General features: G+C 52.9%; 16 protein-coding genes, 2 tRNA genes and 1 riboswitch. Of the genes, 8 read left to right on the forward strand and 10 right to left on the reverse strand.

Annotated elements, in window-relative coordinates; all coding sequences use genetic code 11:
- Positions 1 to 16 precede the first annotated feature (16 nt).
- A complete protein-coding gene (locus G5B47_RS21375) occupies positions 17 to 385 on the forward strand; it encodes an ArsR/SmtB family transcription factor (protein WP_165102527.1) in 369 nt (122 codons plus the stop codon).
- A gap of 618 nt (positions 386 to 1,003) precedes the next feature.
- On the opposite strand, the gene G5B47_RS21380 is transcribed toward G5B47_RS21375, so the two are convergent.
- The 4 genes from G5B47_RS21380 to G5B47_RS21395 form a co-directional block, all read right to left on the reverse strand.
- Positions 1,004 to 1,876: a radical SAM/SPASM domain-containing protein gene (locus G5B47_RS21380; RefSeq protein WP_235957265.1), complete on the reverse strand. Its 873-nt coding sequence runs from the start codon at positions 1,874 to 1,876 to the stop codon at positions 1,004 to 1,006.
- Positions 1,877 to 1,895: 19 nt separating this feature from the next.
- Positions 1,896 to 2,885 (reverse strand): Gfo/Idh/MocA family protein, encoded by a 990-nt coding sequence (locus G5B47_RS21385; RefSeq protein WP_165102533.1) that lies wholly within the window; start codon positions 2,883 to 2,885, stop codon positions 1,896 to 1,898.
- Positions 2,886 to 2,922: 37 nt separating this feature from the next.
- Entirely contained in the window at positions 2,923 to 4,332 is a 1,410-nt protein-coding gene (gene thrC, locus G5B47_RS21390) for a threonine synthase (RefSeq protein WP_165102536.1), read from the reverse strand.
- 127 nt (positions 4,333 to 4,459) lie between these two features.
- Positions 4,460 to 4,960 carry a CYTH domain-containing protein gene (locus G5B47_RS21395; RefSeq protein WP_165102538.1) on the reverse strand — a complete coding sequence of 167 codons (501 nt, stop codon included), beginning with the start codon at positions 4,958 to 4,960 and terminating at the stop codon, positions 4,460 to 4,462.
- Positions 4,961 to 5,103: 143 nt separating this feature from the next.
- On the opposite strand from G5B47_RS21395, the gene G5B47_RS21400 reads away from it, so the two are divergent.
- From G5B47_RS21400 to G5B47_RS21410, 3 genes are all read left to right on the forward strand, one after another.
- Complete coding sequence (locus tag G5B47_RS21400; RefSeq protein ID WP_165102541.1) at positions 5,104 to 5,913, forward strand: exonuclease domain-containing protein; 810 nt, start codon at positions 5,104 to 5,106, stop codon at positions 5,911 to 5,913.
- Positions 5,914 to 6,068: 155 nt separating this feature from the next.
- Positions 6,069 to 6,821, forward strand: a complete 753-nt coding sequence (locus G5B47_RS21405; protein ID WP_328804613.1) for a MerR family transcriptional regulator — start codon at positions 6,069 to 6,071, stop codon at positions 6,819 to 6,821.
- A gap of 239 nt (positions 6,822 to 7,060) precedes the next feature.
- Positions 7,061 to 7,151, forward strand: a riboswitch (cyclic di-GMP riboswitch).
- A gap of 99 nt (positions 7,152 to 7,250) precedes the next feature.
- Entirely contained in the window at positions 7,251 to 11,354 is a 4,104-nt protein-coding gene (locus tag G5B47_RS21410) for an S-layer homology domain-containing protein (protein WP_165102543.1), read from the forward strand.
- Between the two features lie 100 nt (positions 11,355 to 11,454).
- On the opposite strand, the gene G5B47_RS25970 is transcribed toward G5B47_RS21410, so the two are convergent.
- Both G5B47_RS25970 and aroD read right to left on the reverse strand, forming a co-directional pair.
- Positions 11,455 to 11,586: a MerR family transcriptional regulator gene (locus G5B47_RS25970; protein ID WP_268958524.1), complete on the reverse strand. Its 132-nt coding sequence runs from the start codon at positions 11,584 to 11,586 to the stop codon at positions 11,455 to 11,457.
- Positions 11,587 to 11,855: 269 nt separating this feature from the next.
- A complete protein-coding gene (gene aroD / locus G5B47_RS21415) occupies positions 11,856 to 12,620 on the reverse strand; it encodes a type I 3-dehydroquinate dehydratase (RefSeq protein WP_165102546.1) in 765 nt (254 codons plus the stop codon).
- Positions 12,621 to 12,846: 226 nt separating this feature from the next.
- Between aroD and G5B47_RS21420 the strand changes: the two genes are divergently transcribed.
- Positions 12,847 to 13,755, forward strand: coding sequence for a LysR family transcriptional regulator (locus G5B47_RS21420; protein ID WP_165102549.1), 909 nt, complete (start codon positions 12,847 to 12,849; stop codon positions 13,753 to 13,755).
- A gap of 62 nt (positions 13,756 to 13,817) precedes the next feature.
- Here the strand turns inward: G5B47_RS21420 and rbsK are convergent, their stop codons facing one another.
- On the reverse strand, positions 13,818 to 14,750 hold the full coding sequence (gene rbsK, locus G5B47_RS21425) for a ribokinase (protein ID WP_165102552.1): 933 nt from the start codon (positions 14,748 to 14,750) through the stop codon (positions 13,818 to 13,820).
- Between the two features lie 270 nt (positions 14,751 to 15,020).
- On the opposite strand from rbsK, the gene glgP reads away from it, so the two are divergent.
- Both glgP and katA read left to right on the forward strand, forming a co-directional pair.
- Positions 15,021 to 16,637, forward strand: coding sequence for an alpha-glucan family phosphorylase (gene glgP, locus G5B47_RS21430; protein ID WP_165102555.1), 1,617 nt, complete (start codon positions 15,021 to 15,023; stop codon positions 16,635 to 16,637).
- A gap of 211 nt (positions 16,638 to 16,848) precedes the next feature.
- A complete protein-coding gene (katA, locus tag G5B47_RS21435) occupies positions 16,849 to 18,306 on the forward strand; it encodes a catalase KatA (RefSeq protein WP_165102558.1) in 1,458 nt (485 codons plus the stop codon).
- Between the two features lie 104 nt (positions 18,307 to 18,410).
- Here katA and G5B47_RS21440 read toward each other — a convergent pair whose 3' ends face one another.
- Entirely contained in the window at positions 18,411 to 19,310 is a 900-nt protein-coding gene (locus G5B47_RS21440) for a LysR family transcriptional regulator (RefSeq protein WP_165102561.1), read from the reverse strand.
- 132 nt (positions 19,311 to 19,442) lie between these two features.
- Here G5B47_RS21440 and G5B47_RS21445 point away from each other — a divergent pair, with 132 nt between their 5' ends.
- Positions 19,443 to 19,658 (forward strand): hypothetical protein, encoded by a 216-nt coding sequence (locus tag G5B47_RS21445; RefSeq protein ID WP_165102564.1) that lies wholly within the window; start codon positions 19,443 to 19,445, stop codon positions 19,656 to 19,658.
- A 52-nt stretch (positions 19,659 to 19,710) separates the two neighbouring features.
- On the opposite strand, the gene G5B47_RS21450 is transcribed toward G5B47_RS21445, so the two are convergent.
- Positions 19,711 to 19,781, reverse strand: a tRNA-Gly gene (locus G5B47_RS21450).
- Positions 19,782 to 19,792: 11 nt separating this feature from the next.
- Positions 19,793 to 19,866 (reverse strand) — tRNA-Pro (locus G5B47_RS21455).
- Between the last annotated feature and the right edge of the window lie 21 nt (positions 19,867 to 19,887).

A 19,887-nucleotide genomic window follows, 5' to 3' on the forward strand; every position in this document is an offset into this window, starting at 1 on the left:
ATAGGAGGTTAATGCGATGAAAGTGCTGAATCACCCGGACCGCCAGGATATTCAATTGTCCTCGGTCCTGTATGCGCTCAGCGATCCTATCCGGTTGTACCTTGTGGATGTGATCCATAAATCGGGCGAACGGAGATGCGGCGATATTGCCGTTCCCGTCGTCAAATCGACGCTTTCCCACCATTACCGGACACTCCGGGAAGCCGGCATCCTTCACGTTCGGGTGCAGGGCACCCAGCGCATCTCCAGCGTCCGCACAGAGGATCTGGAAGCCCGCTTCCCCGGCCTGCTGGCCTCGGTGTTGAACGCCTATCACGCCTCTGGGGAGGCGGAACGGTTAACAGCATCGATCGAAGCCTCTCGCAGAGAAGCGACGCAGAGCTGAAACGTCCGGCGGGTTACAGCGGTACCGGGTAATCGTTGAAAGCCAGGGAATCCACATAACTGGGGAGCGGTTCCTACTCGAGTGACTGTTTTCTGCCCAAGTGTCGTTTCCTAATCGAGAGACCGTTTCCTATTCAAGTGCCTGTTTCCTAACCGAGTGACCATACCCTACCCGGACGAGGCAAGGACTGCATCCTTTCTTCAGTCGAACGGGAAAAACTCCCTTTTATTATCGCAAATCGAGCCTAACCCGGACCATGAGCAGGAAAAACTCCAGCTTATTTGCCGGTTTTGATTCATTTTCGGGAAAACGCAGGATTAAGAGGGAGAAATTCCAGTTTATGCTTGGCATAAGGTACTCTAGGGAAAAATAAACGGGAGAAATTCCGTTTCACGCTCTTTAAATCCATCCACGCAAAAAAACCTCTCCGGGTTAAAATGGAAGGTTCGCCAACCCATTCCAACCTAACGGAGAGGTTCTTTTTATATTCAATCCTATCGCTGGACCCAATCATTAGATACAGCAGCAGCAATCCAGGCGAATCGCCTCGTTCATAAGGCACACGCCCCAGCAAGCCGCTGGCCGGCTCCTGCGATCATAGTCGCCGCCCTGCCCGGTTCACCCGAACCGCTGCCGGTACCCGCACCGGCGGCACAGCTCCTCCACCGCTTCCCTGCGAGAGAAGCCGTAGAACAACCGGTTCGCCCGTTCTCCCTCCACGATGTCGGAGAACGGCGTCTCGTTGACGTTGCCGAGGTTAATGACGCCTTCACCGTCCAGGCAGCAGGGCACCACCGTTCCGTCGACCAATATGGCGGCCTGGCTGCGAAGGGCGTGACAGAAGCCTTGGCCATCATCCTCAGGCGCGGTAAGACTGGGCCACTGAAACTCATGGTCCTGGTTCAGAAAGATCCGCTCGGCAATCTTCACGCTGCTGCCGGGAACGATCTTTTCCTCGATCCGGTAGTCCAGGCCGAATGCAGATTCCAGCACGGACAGCGTCTCACGGTTGCGGTTTCTCTGCAGATTCGTCAAATTGTCCAGCGTGAGATTCCACAGCCGGAAGGAGATGAAGACGCCCTGCGCAGCAGCCTCCTTGGCAAATGCAATGATTTGACCAAGATAGCCATCGCGGTCCTCAGAGCCCTCATGCCCGTCGAAGCTGTGCAGCGAGAAGTTCATCTGCCGCAGCGCCGGCTTCCCGAGCAGCTTGGGCCCCGCCTTGCAGATCAGCGTGCCGTTGGTCGTGATGTTGACCTTGAAGCCTTTGTCATGCGCGGCATCCAGCAGCTCGTGAATTCGCGGATGCAGCAGCGGCTCGCCTTTGACATGAAGATAGATATGCGACGTATGCGGCCTGATCTCATCCAAAATGGCATTGAACGTTTCCGTGTTCATAAACTTCGCTTGCCTTGCCGTTTGCGGGCAAAAGCTGCAAGCCAGATTGCAGACGCTTGTAATCTCGATGTATACCTTTTTAAATGTCTTCAAGCTCCGCTCTCCGTTTCTCTTACCATTGATCCGCGGCGTAGCGGAGTCCAAGCTGTCGCCGCGCATCCTCCATAATTTCCGCCGTCGCCAGCGAGCTCGCATGCGAATTGACGGAGCTCTCGCGTTCTCCCGCCTTCAACAGGCGGATAAACTCCTCAGCTTCGTAGTACATCGACTCATAGGTCTGCGGCAGGGTCAGTTCCTCGACAATTCCGTCTCTGTAGCGAATCTTGACCTCGTACGGCTGACTGATCTTGTCAATGATCATCGTGCCGTTCTCGCCCTGAATTTCCGCCGGCAGATAGGATTCGGTAATTTTGGAGTACATCACGACGGCATCCATATCGCCGTAACCCATAACGATGCTGCCCTCGCCGTCAACGCCGGAGGATAGCATTACACCTGTCGCCTTCACCGTATCCGGCTTCCCGAACAGCACGACCATGGGATAAAGACAGTAAGTGCCGAGGTCCATCAGAGAGCCGTTAGAGAACGCCGGATTGAAGGCATTCAGCACCGTCCCCTGAAGGAAAGCGTCATACCGTGAGGAATACTGGCAGTAGCTGGCGAAGTACCGCCGAACCCGGCCGATTTTATAAAGGTTCTCCTTGATAATGTTGAAGTTGGGAACGAGTGTCGATTTCATCGCTTCCATGAACAGCACATTATTGCGCCGCGCGGCTTCGATAACGCTTCGCAGCTCGGCCGCGTTGGATGCGGCGGGTTTCTCGCACAGCACATGCTTGCCGTGATTGATGCATGTAATCGCATGCTCCGCATGGAGCGAATTGGGACTGGCGATATAGACGGCATCGATTTCGTCGCTTGCCGCCATCGCCGCAAGATCGGTGTATACGGAGGCTCCGGCGTATTTCGCGGCGAATGCTTTCCCCTTCTCTTCGCTGCGGGAATACACGGCGGTCAGCAGAAAATCTTCATTTTCCAGTCCCGACTCCAAAAAGCGGTCCGTAATCCAGTTGGTTCCGACTACGCCAAAACGAATGGTCATGCAGCTATCTCTCCCTTGAATGGCATTCTTTTATTCCTTATCCGATCTCGGCGGATAGCGTATAGAACGCCTCGAGCTGTCTTGCGATCTCGGCCTTGTCATGCTCCACCACGGTCATATGCTGCGGCAGCGCCGACAGACCGGCGATCTGCGCCGGGAATTCCTGGCTGATCTTCAGCAGGGAGATGGCTTCGTCGAACTTGGCAGGATGCGCGGTCGCGAATGTAATAGCGATCTCGCCCGGCCCGTTATACGCTTCGTAAGCGGCAATGCCGCAGGCGGTATGCGGGTCAAGCAAATAGCCGGATTCCTGCTTGTACTTGCCAATGACGTTCAGACACTCGTCATTCTTCACGCCAAGCGCGGCAAATTCGGTCTGTACCTGCTCAAGCAGCGCCGAATCAACCGTAATGACTCCTTCACGCTGGAGTTTCGCCATGTAATCGGATACCTTCGCGGAGTCCTCGCCAAGCAGATAGTACAGGTACCGTTCGAAGTTGCTGGCCACCTGGATGTCCATCGAAGGGCTGTGCGTGCTTTTGAAATCGCCGGGCTTGTACTCTCCGGTCTTCACGAACCGCTCCAGAATGTTATTCTCGTTCGTGGCGATGATCAGCTTGCCGATCGGCAGACCCATCTTCTTGGCGAGATAGCCGGAGAAAATGTTGCCGAAGTTACCGGACGGCACGCTGATATTGACCGTCTTGCCCTGCACGCTCTGCGGCAGATGCAGATAGGCGTAGAAATAATAGACAGTCTGGGCCAAAATCCGTACAAAGTTGATCGAGTTGATCGCCCGCAAATGGTACTGGCTCTTGAAGTCCAGATCTGCGAACAGCTCCTTGATGACTTGTTGACAGTCGTCGAAATTGCCTTTAACCGACAGGTTAAGCACATTGGCATCGTCCACCGTCGTCATTTGCAGCTCCTGCACCTTGCTGACCTTGTTATGGGGATGCAGAATGCAGATCTTGATGCCTTCCTTGCCGCGAACGCCCGCAATGGCCGCCGCTCCGGTATCGCCGGAGGTTGCGCCAAGGATATGAATAATTTCGCCCCGCACTCTGGAAATATAAGAGTACAGCTCGCCCATGAACTGCAGCGCGACATCCTTGAAGGCAAAGGTCGGCCCGTGGAACAGCTCCAGCACATACAGCGAATCATTGATTTCCTTAAGCGGTGTCACTTCCGGATGGCGGAAGGAAGCGTAGCTCCGCTCGACCATATCCTTCAGGTCGCCGTCCGGAATTTCGCCGTTCGTATAGTAGGAGAAAATCTTCAGGAACAGCTCCTGAAAGCTTAAGGAGCGCCACTCCTCCAGTGTCTGTGCGGACACGGAAGGAATCACGTCCGGAATCATCAATCCGCCGTCATCGGCCAGGCCCATCAAGACCGTATCGATAAAACCTTTCGGTTCGACCTTGCCTCTAGTGCTAATATATTGCATTTTTCTACTCAGCCCCCTGAATTTCGCGCTTTCGAATTTACCTTATATATTAACACGTTTATGTGTTAAAGTCCGGTGAATATTACACGATTTCGCCTGTTTTGCGCTTTTTAACGTTTCGCCGCCTTTACAGGTCCGTTTTCTGAAGCTCTTTCCAGACAGTCTTGTTGCTGTACTGCTTCTCTTCGCTGACGTCCTGCCCGAACCAATCCGGCGCTTCGAAGCTCTGAGCCTCCTCCAGGGAGTGAAATTCGACTTCGACAACCGTCAGCTTCAGTTGATGGTAGACATCGATTTCCAGCGTTATGCCGTTCCATTCGCCGGTAATCCGTTCCTTGATCAGCGGCACCGCCCGGACGGCCCGAATCATCTGCTCGTACAGGCCCTGCGAGATTTCGTATTCGATTTCCTCCCGGCTGATGCCCAGCCCGTTCTTGAAGGTATGCGTGTAATGCACCTCGCCGGAAGCGAGATCTTCGATTTTGCGCACGCGCAGCTCCTGCGGCCCGTCAATCGCCAAATAGGTCTGCTCAATGCGCTGCCGGCTGTGAACAGTCAGCTTCCCCTCCTGAACGAGCTGCTGCGGAAACTCTGGAAGCAGGAACTTGCGCTCGATTTCCATTGCCATCACTATTTCTCTCCTTTTCACGTGGTCAGGTTAATAAATTGTAAAATGGGGCTCAAAGGAAGTCAATCCGGGAACAATTTGCTAAAATAGAAGAATCGGTGCGTCAAAATCGCGCCAGTCCAACATATACGGAGGCAACTTTTGTGGATTATATCATACTGGACATTGAATTCAACGGCCGTAAGTTTGCCAGCGAGCATCCGATGGAGGTTATCGAGATCGGGGCCGTGCGGCTTGATGCTTCCCTTCGTCCTGTCGACGAGTTCACTTCGCTGATCAAACCCGTGTATTTCGCTACGCTGAACTCTTTCATTAAGAAAAAAACGGGGATTCCGCAGGAAGAAATCGATATCGCCCCCCGCTTTCCCAAAGTAATCTCCGCCTTCCTGCGCTGGCTCGACCAAAGTCCGGATGGCGTGCTGCTGCTAACCTGGGGCGGTGAAGATATGAAGCGCATTATCCAGGACACCCGCATGCATAAGCTGGACGACACCTACTGGCTGAAGACGCCGTACTACGATCTGCTCAAAGGTCTCCTGCGCGCCCGCGGCCTGAAGAACGATATCAGCGTGGAAAGCGCCATGGAGCTTCTGGGCCTGGAATCCGCCGGCTCCGCGCACCGGGCGCTGGGCGACGCTCGCATGACGGCAGATATTTTCCGCGGGATTTACAGCGAGCTGGATCTGGATCAGGTGAAATACTACAAAGACACCTTCTCCAACGCCCGGGAGCGCAAGATGGTCAAGATCGCGATCAAAGCAATTCTGGCGCAAAAGATCATCCCCACCTGGGAGCTTGTCGTGGAGCATTATTTTACAGGTAAAACTCCGCTGGACGACCCGCGCAAGGCCGAGGAGCTTCAGCGTTTCTTTGCCGCGGAGCTTGAGAAAGCCACCTCCCGTCCCGCAATCTCTCCTTCCCCTTCCCCGGCCAACCGGCTGAGTCAAAGCTAAAGAATAGCCGCCCTTCCTTTTCGGCAGAGCCCTTGCTTCTGCACCCTCAAAAGAGCACCAATCGGTGCTTTTTTTATACTGAAAAAAGGTTTGACATTGACGCTGCGTAAAGGTGTACATTGAGCTTGTGAGGAGGTGCCATCACGGAATACACAGTGCAAAAACTCGCGAAGCTTGCGGGGATCAGCGCGCGCACGCTGCGTTATTACGATGAATTCGGGATTTTGAAACCGTCACGGATCAACTCCTCCGGTTACCGCATCTATGGCCGGCCCGAGGTCGATCTGCTGCAGCAGATTTTATTTTACCGCGAGCTGGGTCTAAGTCTGGAGAACATTAAGGCTATCGTAACCTCGCCCTCGTTCGACGGGACGAAAGCGCTGAGGACGCATCATGGCAGGCTGCTCGCCAAAAGAGAACAACTCGACCGGCTGATCTCGAATGTGGAGATAACGCTGGCCGAAAGGGAAGGAAGGATTACAATGAGCGACACCGAGAAATTTGAAGGCTTTAAACAAAAAATGATCGAAGACAACGAGCAGGCCTACGGCACGGAAGCGCGCGGGAAATACGGCGACGAAGCCGTCGACCGGTCCAATAAACAGCTGATGAACATGACCGAGGAGCAGTATGCGGCCGTTCAAAAAATGGAAGAGGACATGTTCGCTTCGTTGGCTGAAGGCATGAAGACCGGCGATCCCGCCGGTGAGGCCGCGCAGCTAGCCGCCGATCTCCATCGGCAGTGGCTCACATTCTTCTGGGGCAGCTATTCCCCGGAGGCCCATGCGGGGGTCGCACAGATGTACGTGGAGGACGAACGCTTTACCGCCTACTATGACAAGCGCGGAGCGGGGCTTGCCCGCTTCCTTAGAGACGCCGTACACGCCTACACGTCCAAATCAAACTGAAGAATTTATCGAGTTTCGCTAGGCTAAGCCAGGGCAAAATGTTTTTTTCTCTGGCTTTTTTATCTGCATATTCATTTACCGCGTCGCACCAGTCCCCCCTTTACGGCAGTGCTTCTTCGGTCAGGCAGGGCAAAAAATTTAGATCGAATAAATGGGACTTTTGTTGTATGATGGGTGGGATTGGATAATAACCCCTGGGTAATTAAGCCCTGGTAGGTTGGTCTTAAGTCAATCTGTAGAATAAGAAACGGCAAATCCGTACGAAAGTCGGAGACGCAAAGCCACGGGTCTAAGCAAGGTCGCTCCTTGTATGACAGCCGGGTTACCTATATCTCTTCACGGGTTGGCTTTTTTGTTTTGCCATTAATTAAGTTATGAAAGGGAGATTGTATGTTGGGAAGGTTACTAGGTAGAGTTGCATTCATCATTATGTTTTTTGTAGTGCAAGTCTTATCTTTCTCGGGGCTCTCGTATGCAGAAAGCCAAGCTTCATTACATGACATTAATCGTCATTGGGCCGAGGAAGAAATAAAAGAATGGATAGGCAATGGATTGATCTCGGGCTACGCCGATCGAACCTTTCAACCTGATAAAGTCATCACCCGGGCAGAATTCATATCGCTGGCGAACAAAGCGTTTGGTTTTTCCCATAAGTCTGACCAGACCTTTAAAGATGTCCCGCAGGGAAAATGGTTCTACAACGATGTATCCAAAGCCAAATTTACAGGCTACATCTCGGGGTTCGGAGACGGCACCCTCAGGCCTGACCAACCGATAACGAGAGAAGAGTCTGCCAAAATCATTTACCAGCTTATGCAGCTGGAAGAGGGGACAGTAACGAGAGATACTGAAGCCTTTCAGGATGAACAGCAAATGTCTGCCTGGAGTAAACCATACATAAAAGCGGTTGCTTCCAAAGGTTATCTGAAGGGATATCCGGATAAAAGCTTCCGTCCTCAGAAACCCATCACAAGAGCTGAAGCTGTAGTGGTGCTAGATCAAGCTGTAGGTCAATTGATACACCAGCCTGGAACCTATGATCTGAAAAATACGGTTGGCGGGAACTTAACGATCAACAGCGGCGGAGTCACCCTAAAGAATGCTGTCATTAAAGGCGACCTCATCCTGGCAGCGGGAATTGGCGAGGGCGAGGTGCTGCTTGATCACGTAACCGTTGAAGGAAGAACCATTGTGAACGGCGGCGGGGAGAACAGTATCGTCATTCAAGACTCTATGATGAACCAGGTGATGGTTCAAAAGGATCTCGGACGAGTCAGACTTTTTACGAAGGGCGATACAAGCATCAGCAGCACTGTCGTCAAATCGGGAGCGAAGCTGGAAGAAGACCAGGGAAACGAAGCCTTTAAATCGGTTTCCGTTGAAAGTACGTCAGTCAATGATGTCGTGCAATTTGAGGGCACTTTTGCAAAAGTCGCAGTAAAAACGACGGTAACGATCGAAATTTACGATCAATCCACCATAGCTCTGCTTGAAACTTACACAGGTTCAGAAGGGTCCGCTATCAAGCTGCTGGATACTGCCGTATTGAAGGAGATCATTCTGCAGGCAGCCGCGAAGATCACAGGAGAAGGAACTATCCTTAAAGCCGAGATTAATGCGGAAGGTGTTAGCTTCGAGCAACTCGTACAGGAGTATATTCTCTCGGAGACGGTGAAGGTCGTGGTAATTGGCGGGAAGGAAGTAGGAAGCAGCAGCCCGGTTCCGACGGTTCCTTCGCCAGGAGCAGGGGGCAATCCTCCGGGGCCTGTATCTCCCGCGCCCGCATCTCCGGCGCCCGTATCTCCCGCACCCGCATCTCCGGCACCCGCATCTCCGGCACCCGCATCTCCGGCACCCGCATCTCCGGCACCCGCATCTCCGGCACCCGGACAGCCGCCTGTAGGGCAGCCTGCCCCCGAACCGGGTAAGGTACTGGATATTAGAGCTGCTTTTATTGTTCAGGACAAGCTATACACCCTGTATCAGGCAGACGATGATTATTCGGCCGTAAAATGGAAGGTCACAAATTCGGTCACACAGGACACGTACCAGACCGAATATGCCGAAACGGTACAAGACGTTGGAATCTACAGCATCCCGGGCGGAGCGCTTCCTCCGGCGTCGTATAACGTCACTAATCCGAATTCGTCTCAGCATTATTCAGGAGTTATGTTATCCAGCGTTACGGTTAACGACAGCGTGTATGCTAAAGTTTATTATAGCGGCACCGAGATGATCTCTTATCAAATCAATGACTGCTACACCGTCCATGATCTTGACAACCAGATGCCGGCACAAGCGGTTCCGCTCGCTGCTGGGGATACCTTGGCGATGGTTTATGGAGATCAGTTTGAGGTCTTTGCAACCTGGAACGGGAGCGGCTGGGAGCTTAAAGCGATTAACGATCAATTAGAGGCGCCAACCCATCTAACGGCATCGACGGTATCGAATAAGGCGATCGCTCTGCAATGGGATCCGGTTACAAATGCGGATCAGTACCACATTTATTACAGCGCAACACCTACGGGCGAGTTTGTTCCCTTAAAGGATCAGGACGGTCAACCTCTTACCGTAACGGGCACGACTTATGTTGACGGTACGAATCTTCCGCATACAACAAGATATTATGTGGTTACTGCGGCGAAAGCCGGAGTCGGCATGGAATCGGGACCAAGCAGCGTTGCTAGTGCCACAACCTATTATAATGCGCACATCGGCTTGGATTTTCAGATAACGGATACGGTCAGACACCCGTCGGAGCCGATCCTCTATATCACGGATAAACTGAATAAGAAGCTGTATCGCGTCAATTACGCAACGGGCGAGAAAGACTCAATTTCCTTTACCCTTGCACCGGAGAGTATCACGTATGCAGATGGTAAAATCTATGTGTCCTTGCTGAAAGCGGAGCATTCTTCCTATACAGATATCGCGCAGCAGCAAGGAGCAATTGCGGTAGTGGACGCTGCCACCTTTACGCTTACGGGTACGCACGATATTGCAATTGACCCGTACGATATCGCTGCCGATCGTTCCGGCCATCTTTACGTGGCCTCGGGTTCAGGACAGTGGACCGAGATCAAATCGTATGCTTTAAACACCTTTGCGGAGATAGCGTCCAGTAGTATTAGGCAAGCGAGCTATATCCAAATGCACCCTGTATGGAATAAGCTCTATACGATTACAACGGATACGTCGCCGAGAGACCTTAGTGCCTATAATGTAACGAACGGACAATTCGTTGAGGCATCCTATCCTGGCGGGTATGATTCACCGTATCATGGCGATTACTCGATGGCGACGAACTTTACGATTTCTCCGGACGGAGCTTATATCTTTAACGGGTCCGGCAGCGTATTTATGGCTACAAACAACAAGTACGACGATATGAAATATGTATACGGACTTGGACAAGCTTACGCCGATATCGCTTTTGATCTGCCAAGCAGCAAGTTTTATACGGCGAAGAACAATGCAGTACAAGTATATGATTACAGCAACTTTAAGCAAACCGGTCTATATCATTTGGACGGTACCGCAAAATACGTGTTTAACGATACCGATAAGTTATTAACTATATCTGTTTTTGCAGGAAAGAATGTAATTGAAATCGTAGAAAAGAATACATTTGAAGCGGCCCCGCCCGCTCCGGTGTCCGGTATCCAGCTGGATGGCAGGGTGGTAGACATTGCATACGACTCCGCCAATCAGAAAGCTTATGCCATCGATGAAGCGTTCAACAATCTGTATATGGTAGATCTTCAAACACAGACTGTGTCTAACACGGTCAAGCTTCCGTATCGTCCGGCTGGATTGACTTTATCGGAAGACGGTTCCAGCCTCTTTATCGTGAATGACGATCTGAATCAGCTCGTAACGGAAGTTCGTCTATCTGACCTCAAAGTTGTAAGACATCTGCCATACACGTCAGTTAAGGATTCCGGTGATTTCTCGGACAGACATATCTATCATAAATCGGGATTGCTGTATGTTGTTATGGGCAATTGGGAGCCGACGCTGCTCGTGTTTAATTCGGCAACCTTTGCATCTGTAAACTACGGAACTGCGGTTAAAGGAGTTGGAGAACTGGCTTTCTCCGGCGACAAGAGCAAAATCTTTTACTGGTATCAGTATGGCTGGAATGCCGGAAATGCAGGCTCCAATGTATTTACGTATTCTGTGAGCGGCAATAGCTTAACGGAGTTGGGCCAATCCAATCTAGGTTACCCGGATTTCTTAAGAGATCCATTGGATACTCCTGTTCTGCTGCTGGAGGGTCAAGGAAAGCTGGTCGTGAAGAATAAGGTGTTTGATCTGAGTGATGTTTCGAAGGTCATCGGCACATTACCGGAACCAATCTATGCAGTGAATTCTACCGGTGAGCTGTTGGTTGGTAAAAACGGGATATACGATTCGGCTACGTATCAGAAGGTAGAAGCATTGTCGCTAGGCCAGGCAACGGAAATCTTCTTCGATCAGAACGGGAAGCTGTATTATTTCGTAAATGGCGAGTTAAAGTCTATACAGAAGTAAAAAGAGTATGACAAAAAAAGGCACAGGGAGGCATCCCCGTGCCTTTTTTCATGCGCCCTCCAGCTGCGCAGCCGGGATGACCTTTCCCTGCCCGAGCCGCCTATTCCGCTCCCCCCGCCTCGCTTTCCTCCTCCATTTGCTTGTACAGCTTGATCTTGTCCTTTACTTTCCCCATGTTCTCCTCAAGCCGCTCCATCTGGCGGGCCACCCGGTCCTGGTGCGCTTCCAGCATTGAGCGTCTTGTTTAGGGGAATCTGCACTGCATTCCTTACACTGGATTTCCGCGCGTACTAAATGCGATGCTGACTGCGAAGGCCGTATTTCAGGAACGCGGAGTGCTCACGGCCGAAAGCTGAAGCGGCGGACAAAGCGTCCGGGCCTCTCCCGTCTGACGGCATAACGATTAACGATGCTTCCCTTGTCAAGCGCCGCCGGATTTTTCATTTCTCGCAAAAGAACCCGTTGTCCAGCCTGTGATTGTCAACGGGTTCGTTCTTTTCATTATTGGCTGCGGTGCAGCAAGGACAGCACTTGGCGAAGCTCGCTTACCGCAATCTGGCCCGGGGCCGATGCCTTCTTCGCCGCGCCGAACGTCAGGGCGGACCCGAACACTTCTCCGGCGAGACGGCTGATCACGCCGATTCCCGACATGGACATCGTAATCACCGGGCGGTCGGCGTATTTTTCCTTCATGATGTGGGTCGCTTCAAGCAGGGTCAGCACGTCGAGCGGATGATTCGGCATCACCGCAATCTTGGGAATGTCCCCGCCAAGCTCCTGGGCCTTCCGCAATCGGAAGATGATCTCCTCTTTATCCGGCGTCTTGTCGAAATCATGGTTGGAAACAACGACAAAGACGCCCTGTTTGTGCGCCCCGTCGATCAGCGCCTTAACCGTCTCATCGCCAGTAAACAGTTCAACATCGATCAGATCGACCAGCCTTGTCCCGGCAATTGCCTGGTTAAGCGCTGCGTAATACTCCGTGCTAATCTCCTTTTCCCCGCCTTCTCTGGCGCTGCGGAACGTGAATAACAGCGGAAGATCGGGAATAACGGAACGGATGGCGGCAAGCGCCGCTTTTACCGCTTCGATATCCTCGGCCTGTTCAAAAAAATCCACTCGCCATTCCACCACATCGCATTCCAGCGATTTCAGCGCTTCCGCCTCTTCCTTCAGCTCGTCAGCAGTTACGCCAACCAGAGGAACGCATATTTTCGGCTCGCCTTCGCCGATGATGACTTGTTTTACAGTTACTGTGCCGCTCATTCTTCCAACTCCTTCGTCTTTCGGTACCCGGGCCTGAACGTTCTTCAGGCTTTTGTTACATTACTCCTTAAGGTAACGCATATTTACGATTATAGCCAGCCTAACGAAGGAACAAATGAAACCTTACCGCTAAACGGTCTTAACCAACCTCTAAGTGAAAATGTTCACATGATCTCTATATAGGACATGTTATGCTAAATTCAATAAAATGGAAAGGAGCGGCCACATGAACTTGCGGCATTTGCAGTACTTTCAGGTGATCGCCGAAATGGAGCATATTACGCAGGCGGCTGTGAAGCTGTCCATTACTCAACCCAGCCTCAGCCATGCCATCTCCGAACTGGAAAAAGAACTGGGAACCTCCCTGTTTGAGAAACAAGGCCGAAATATCCGGCTTACCAAATATGGCAGGCTTTTTCTAGGCTATGTCAACCGCGCTCTGGACGAATTGGAAAAAGGCGAGAAGCGGCTGCGCGAGCTGACCAGTCCCTCTGCCGGGGTGGTTGATCTTGCCTTCATCGGCACGCTGGGCACGCATTTCATACCGGCGCTGGTGCAATCTTTTTCCGTTATGGAGGAACATCGTCAAATCTCCTTCACTTTCCATCAGGGATCGACGAGAAAGATGATTCAGGGCCTCAAGGATGATCTCTACGATATCGCCTTTTGCGCTTATGCGGAGCGGGATCCCGAGCTGGAGTTTGTCCCCCTGGCGGAGCAGGAACTGGTCGTGATCACCCCGAGCAATCATCCGCTGACCGGATCGGGCAGCGTCGAGCTTAAGGAAATCGCTGCTTATCCCCTGGTATATTTTGCTGAATCGAATGAGCTGCGGCCGATTCTCGACGGTCTGTTCGCCAAAGCAGGCGCAAGGCCGAATATTGTCTGCGAATTGGAAGAGGACAGCGCAATGGCCGGTCTGGTGTCGGTGGGTTACGGCATTGCGGTGATGCCCCGTTTTTCCGCTCTGGCTCATTACGATGTCGACGTTCTAAGCGTTGCTTATCCGGCTTACGATCGCTTTATTTATGCAGTGAGCGTGCGCAGCCGCTATCTGTCGCCCGCGGCTTCGGAATTCCGCAATTTCGCCATCCGCTACGGACGAGAGTTTTTTGCTGCGCACAAACCGGTCTGAGCCTATCCACAAGTTCTTTTGGAGAAAACGGTCATGACCGCTTCGGCCGCACCTGGATACGGCTATTGCTTCCCGCGGTTCTGCACCGACTCCTCCAGGAACCGTTCAACTTCTTCAAGATATGGCAGAGAAGCGACCGCTCCGGCTTTGCCTACGGCGAGCGCGCCGACCGCGTTGGCGAAGACGACCGCTTCTTCCAGCGTTCGGCCCTTTGCCAACTGAACAGCAAGCGCCCCGTTGAACGAATCCCCTGCCGCAACGGTGTCCACCGGCTGAACGGGAAATCCGGGAACATGGACCGCACCGTTCTTGTTGACGATCAAGGCCCCCTTCGGACCGAGCGTCATAATCACATGCTGAACGCCTTTTTGCAGCAGAATCTCCGCCGCTTCCCGGGCGCTGTCGACACTGTCCACCGTGATGCCGGACAATAACCCCGCCTCCGTCTCATTGGGCGTAAGAATGGTAACGAGCGACAGCAGCCCGGCGCCAAGCTCCCTGGCCGGAGCTGGATTCATGATAACCGGAACGCCGTGCCGGTGCGCAATTTCGGCCGCATGCTCCACCATGTTCAGATCCATTTCCAGCTGCAGCACCAGCACCTCGGCTTCGCTGATGACCGGCTCCATGCCGGCGATATCCTCCGCAGAGAGCGCAAGGTTGGCCCCGGGTACAACAATGATCCGGTTCTCACCGTCTTCTTCAACAACGATGGAGGCCACCCCTGTCGACTGTTCGGCAAGCTCGGCGATGTGCCGGGTATCTATATGTTCCCCCCGCATAACCTCCAGCATCTCGCGGCCGAAGGCATCCTGCCCTACACAGCCGATCATCGTGACTTCTCCTCCCAGCCGGGCCGCCGCTACGGCCTGATTGCCCCCTTTTCCCCCGGGAGACAGTATAAAGCTCTTGCCAAGCAGGGTTTCTCCGGGACCCGGAGCGCGTCCGGTGCGAACCGTCATATCCATATTCAAGCTGCCAACTACTACGATCATATGCGATCCTCCGTCCACCTGATTTTTAAGTTTTACTCTATATTAGAGCCTGCCGCGCCTTTTATCAAACCAGGCTTTTCCAAGGCCGGCAGCTCCGGAAAACATTAACAAAAACGTAGTTACGTGGGCGTCCGATTTATGCTAAAATAGTTATGCAATCGTTTTCAAAAGGCGGTCCGCATTGTTCGGCACAAACGTTTGCATCCACGATAAAGCCAGGAGAATTCGTTGCAATTCAATCTAATCCGAAGATTAGGGAGGCTTATCCGCTTGAGTGAGAAGAACTTACCGACAGTCGCTTATTTCAGCATGGAGTACGGCCTGCACTCCGATTTTAAAATGTACGCCGGAGGGCTCGGCATTCTGGCCGGCGATTACATCAAGGGCGCCAAGGATATCCATGCCCCGATCATTCCCATCGGCCTGAAATGGAAGCAGGGCTATACCGACCAAAGAATCGACGCGAACGGCAATCCGTATGATTCCTATCACAACTATGTCTACGACTTTCTCGAAGATACCGGCGTGAAAGTCACCGTCAAAATCCGCGGCCTCGACGTAATATGCAAAGTATGGAAGACGGAGCATTTCGGCAACAACCCGCTTTACCTACTGGACACGGACATTCCGGAGAATGCCGACGCCTGGATCACCGGCCAGCTGTACGGCTGGTTCGGAGAAGAGCGGATCGCCCAGGAAATTGTGCTCGGCATCGGCGGAGTAAAGGCCCTGCGTGCGCTGGAAATCCCGGTGGATGTGTATCATTTTAACGAAGGGCATGCCGCGCTGGCGGCGGTTGAACTGATCCGCGAAAAAATGACCGGCGGCGACACCTTCGAAGAAGCTTGGAAAGCGACCCGGCAGGAGGTTGTGTTCACCACGCATACCCCAATCAAAGAAGGCAACGAGTCGCATCCGCTCAGCCGTCTGGAGTATATGGGCGCCTTCAACGGGCTGACCCGCAGCCAGATGGAGCGCATCGGCGGGGAGCCGTTCAATATGACCGTCGCCGGTCTGCGCCTCTCCCGTATCTCCAACGGGGTAGCTAAGCTCCACGGCGAGACGGCGAACAAAATGTGGAAGGAAGTTCCCGGCCGTTCACCGATCATTGCCATCACCAATGCCATTCATACGCCCACTTGGGTCGATGAACGCATCACCCGAGCCTACGAAGAGGGCGGAGACCTTTGGAGCGTTCATGCGGAGATCAAGAGCGAGCTGATCGGCTTCATTCAGGAGCGCTCAGGCATCCGGCTGAATGAGGACAATCTGCTAATCGGCTTCTCGCGCAGGGCCGCCCCATACAAGCGAAGCGATCTCCTCTTCTCGCGTCCCGACATTATCGAGCCTTTCCTCGAATCGGGCAAAGTGCAGATCGTCTTCTCCGGCAAGGCGCATCCGCTTGACGACACCGGCAAAAAAATCGTCAGCAACCTCGTCGCTATGATGAAAAAGTATCCGAAAAGCGTCGTCTTCCTGGAGAACTACGATATGACGATCGGGGCGATGCTAACGCGAGGCTCCGACGTATGGCTCAACAACCCGCGCAGACCGCTGGAAGCGAGCGGCACCTCCGGCATGAAGGCCGCCATGAACGGCGTACTTAACTGCTCCATCCTCGACGGCTGGTGGCCGGAAGCCTGTATCGACGGCGAGAATGGCTGGCAGATCGGCGACGGCTTCGAGACGACCGATTTTGAGCTGCTGGACCGGCATGACAGCGAAGCGCTGTACGATACGCTTTTAAACCGCGTCCTGCCGACTTATTACGAGGACCGCGACAAATGGACGCAGATGATGCGCCGAAGCATTGAGACGACCCGAACCGAATTTGCGACCAAGCGCATGCTGGAGGAATACTACAGCAAAATGTACATTCCCTCCTGACCGCCTGTGTCCACTCAAATATGTAACTTTACTTTCCCTACCGTCCGCGCCAGCGGGCGGTTTTTTGCTGTATCTGCCTCCCTCGTTCTCCCTTTGCAGATTCCGCTCCCCTTTATTTGTTTAAAATTATTATAAATAAAGATTGATTTTTATTAAATTAAAGTTATTATAATACTTATACTAAATCTAAATTATATGAGGTGATGTTTGCATGAGTTCAAACCGTAACCACTTAACGACCAGCTGGGGCGCTCCCGTAGGAGACAACCAGAATTCGCAGACCGCCGGCACGCGGGGCCCGACGCTGATCCAGGACGTTCACCTGCTGGAAAAGCTAGCCCACTTCAACAGAGAGCGCATCCCCGAACGCGTTGTGCATGCTAAGGGCGCCGGAGCCCATGGTTATTTTGAAGTCACCGGGGACATATCCCAATATACAAAAGCGGCCTTCCTGTCACAAATCGGCAAACGTACGCCCATGTTCATCCGCTTCTCTACCGTTGCCGGCGAATTGGGCTCCGCCGATACCGTCCGCGATCCGCGCGGCTTTGCCGTCAAATTCTACACCGAGGAAGGCAACTATGATCTCGTTGGCAATAATACCCCCGTCTTTTTTATACGCGACGCCATTAAATTCCCGGACTTTATCCATACACAGAAGCGCCATCCGCAGACCCATCTGAAAAATCCGACCGCCGTCTGGGATTTCTGGTCCCTTTCCCCCGAGTCGCTGCATCAGGTGACCATACTGATGTCCGACCGCGGCATTCCCGCAACACTGCGCCATATGCACGGGTTTGGCAGCCATACCTTTAAGTGGGTCAATGCGGAAGGCCAAGCCGTTTGGGTAAAATACCATTTCAAAACCGAGCAGGGCGTTCGGAACATGGATGTGGATACAGCGGCCCGGATCGCCGGCGAGCATCCTGATTACCATACCGAGGATCTGTTCAACGCGATTGCAAGCGGGGATTACCCTGCGTGGAAGCTGTACGTGCAGATCATGCCGATCGAAGACGCGGATACGTACCGCTTCGATCCGTTCGACGTCACCAAAGTCTGGTCTCAAAAAGACTATCCGCTGATCGAAGTTGGCCGCATGGTTCTGGACCGCAATCCGGAGAACTATTTTGCCGAGGTGGAGCAGGCCACCTTCTCCCCGGGCTCCTTCGTTCCGGGCATCGAGGCTTCTCCCGATAAAATGCTCCAGGGCCGTCTGTTCGCCTATGCCGACGCCCACCGCTACCGGGTAGGCCCGAACCATAACCAGCTCCCGATCAACCGTCCGCAGTGTCCGGTGCACAACCACCAACGCGACGGCGCGATGGCCTACGGCGACAACGGCGGCGCCTCCGCCTACTATGAGCCGAACAGCTTCGGCGGACCGAAGGAGTCACCGGAGCACAAGATTTCCCCGTTCAACGTCTCCGGGCAGGCCGCCAGTGTCGCTTACGATCATGACGACCACTATACCCAGCCCGGCGATTTGTACCGCCTGCTGAGCGAAGACGAGCGCGCCCGCCTTGTGCGCAACATCGTCGACTCGATGCGACCTGTCGAGCTTGTGGATATCAAACTGCGTCAAATCGGCCATTTCTACAAAGCCGACCCGGAATTCGGAACCCGAATTGCCGAAGGACTGGGCTTGTCCGTCCCAGCCGCCTTCTAATATCCCCAAGTTACCCCCATCACGGGGATAACAGCCGGGTTATCCCCGCATTCCCTGGGAATACAACAAGCGCAGGATCTGTCGATCCTGCGCTTGTTGTTTCTCTAAGATTCCGTAACTTGCGCTTCGCACGGCACCGCTTCCGGCAGATGCTCCTTTAGCTCATCGATAAATTTATGAAAAGCACTCGTCATGTACAGATCACGCCGCCGTATAAAAACCGTCGGAATTTCCCGGTACCTCTCCGGAAAGGGGTAGCAGCGGATGCCGTCCTTGACATTCAGCCTATTGTAATAAGATACAGGCAGTACGGCAAAGCCGATCCCCGCTTTTACACAGCCGAGCAGTCCTTCCATTGTGCCGAATTGCATCACTTTGGCCAGACGGTAGCCCTCGTCCCGGAGCCATTCCTCAAGCTGCAGCCGGTACATGCACTCCGGGTTCAAGATCAGCAGTGTCTTGTCCTGAATCGTCCGGAGCCCGAGAAAATCCATTGTTTCCGGCAGGATCAATCCCAGACGCTCGTTAATGACAAGCTCCTGAATAATGTCCGGATGCTCGACCGGCCCATCTACAAAGGCTCCGTTAACCGAATACTGCAGGACGGCATTGAGGAGCTGATCCGTTAATCCGATTTCCAGATGGACCTCAACCTCAGGAAACTTGCCGCGATACGCGGATAAAATAGAGGGCAGGCGTATGGCAGCCGTCGTATCGGAGCCGATCGTAATGGAGCCTTTGGGAATGGGTGAATCCAGTACCGCTTTTTCCGCCTCCTCCAGCAGGTTCAGTATCTTCTCCGTATACGTCAAAAGGGTCTGACCCGCCGAAGTCAGCGTAATCCCCCGGCTGTGCCGGTAAAAGAGCGGAGTCTTCAGCTCCTGCTCCAGCTGCTGAATCCTTGCCGTCACGTTCGATTGTACATAGTTAAGACTTTGGGCCGCTTTTGAAATGCTCCCTTCTTCGGCAACCGCCCTAAACACCTTCAGAAGTCCAATATCCATCCCGGCACGCTCCCCTCTTCCTAGCTATCAGCCACGGTGATGTCGTCCATCATTTCCCTTCATTATACATGATTCCCCTCTCCGATTATGATGGAATTACAAAAGAAATTTATTGAAGAGGAGCAAAAACCGATGGAAAATAAACGTTGGCGTTTTAAAGTGCCCGGAGCATCGGACAGCAAAGAGATCATCATGGATACCAGGGAAATCACGAGTGTGTATGACATTTTGAAAAAGCTGAGAAGCGCGGAAGAAGCAGTTCACCTTGAAAGAGTAACGGAGTCCCTCAGGAAACAAATCCAGAATCCCCTGACAAATCTGAAGCCGTATAAGAACAACTGTGGATGAAAAGTGAATAAAAAAAAGACCTCTGCAGCGCAGAAGTCTTTATGACGCAGTAAGCGGGTGATGGGAATCGAACCCACGCTATCAGCTTGGAAGGCTGAAGTTCTACCATTGAACTACACCCGCAAAGGTGAAAATCGGGATGACACGATTCGAACATGCGACCCCCTGGTCCCAAACCAGGTGCTCTACCAAGCTGAGCTACATCCCGTTATTAAGAAGTTAGGTATTG

The organism is Paenibacillus apii, assembly GCF_011043685.1.
GTDB lineage: Bacteria > Bacillota > Bacilli > Paenibacillales > Paenibacillaceae > Paenibacillus_AQ > Paenibacillus_AQ sabinae.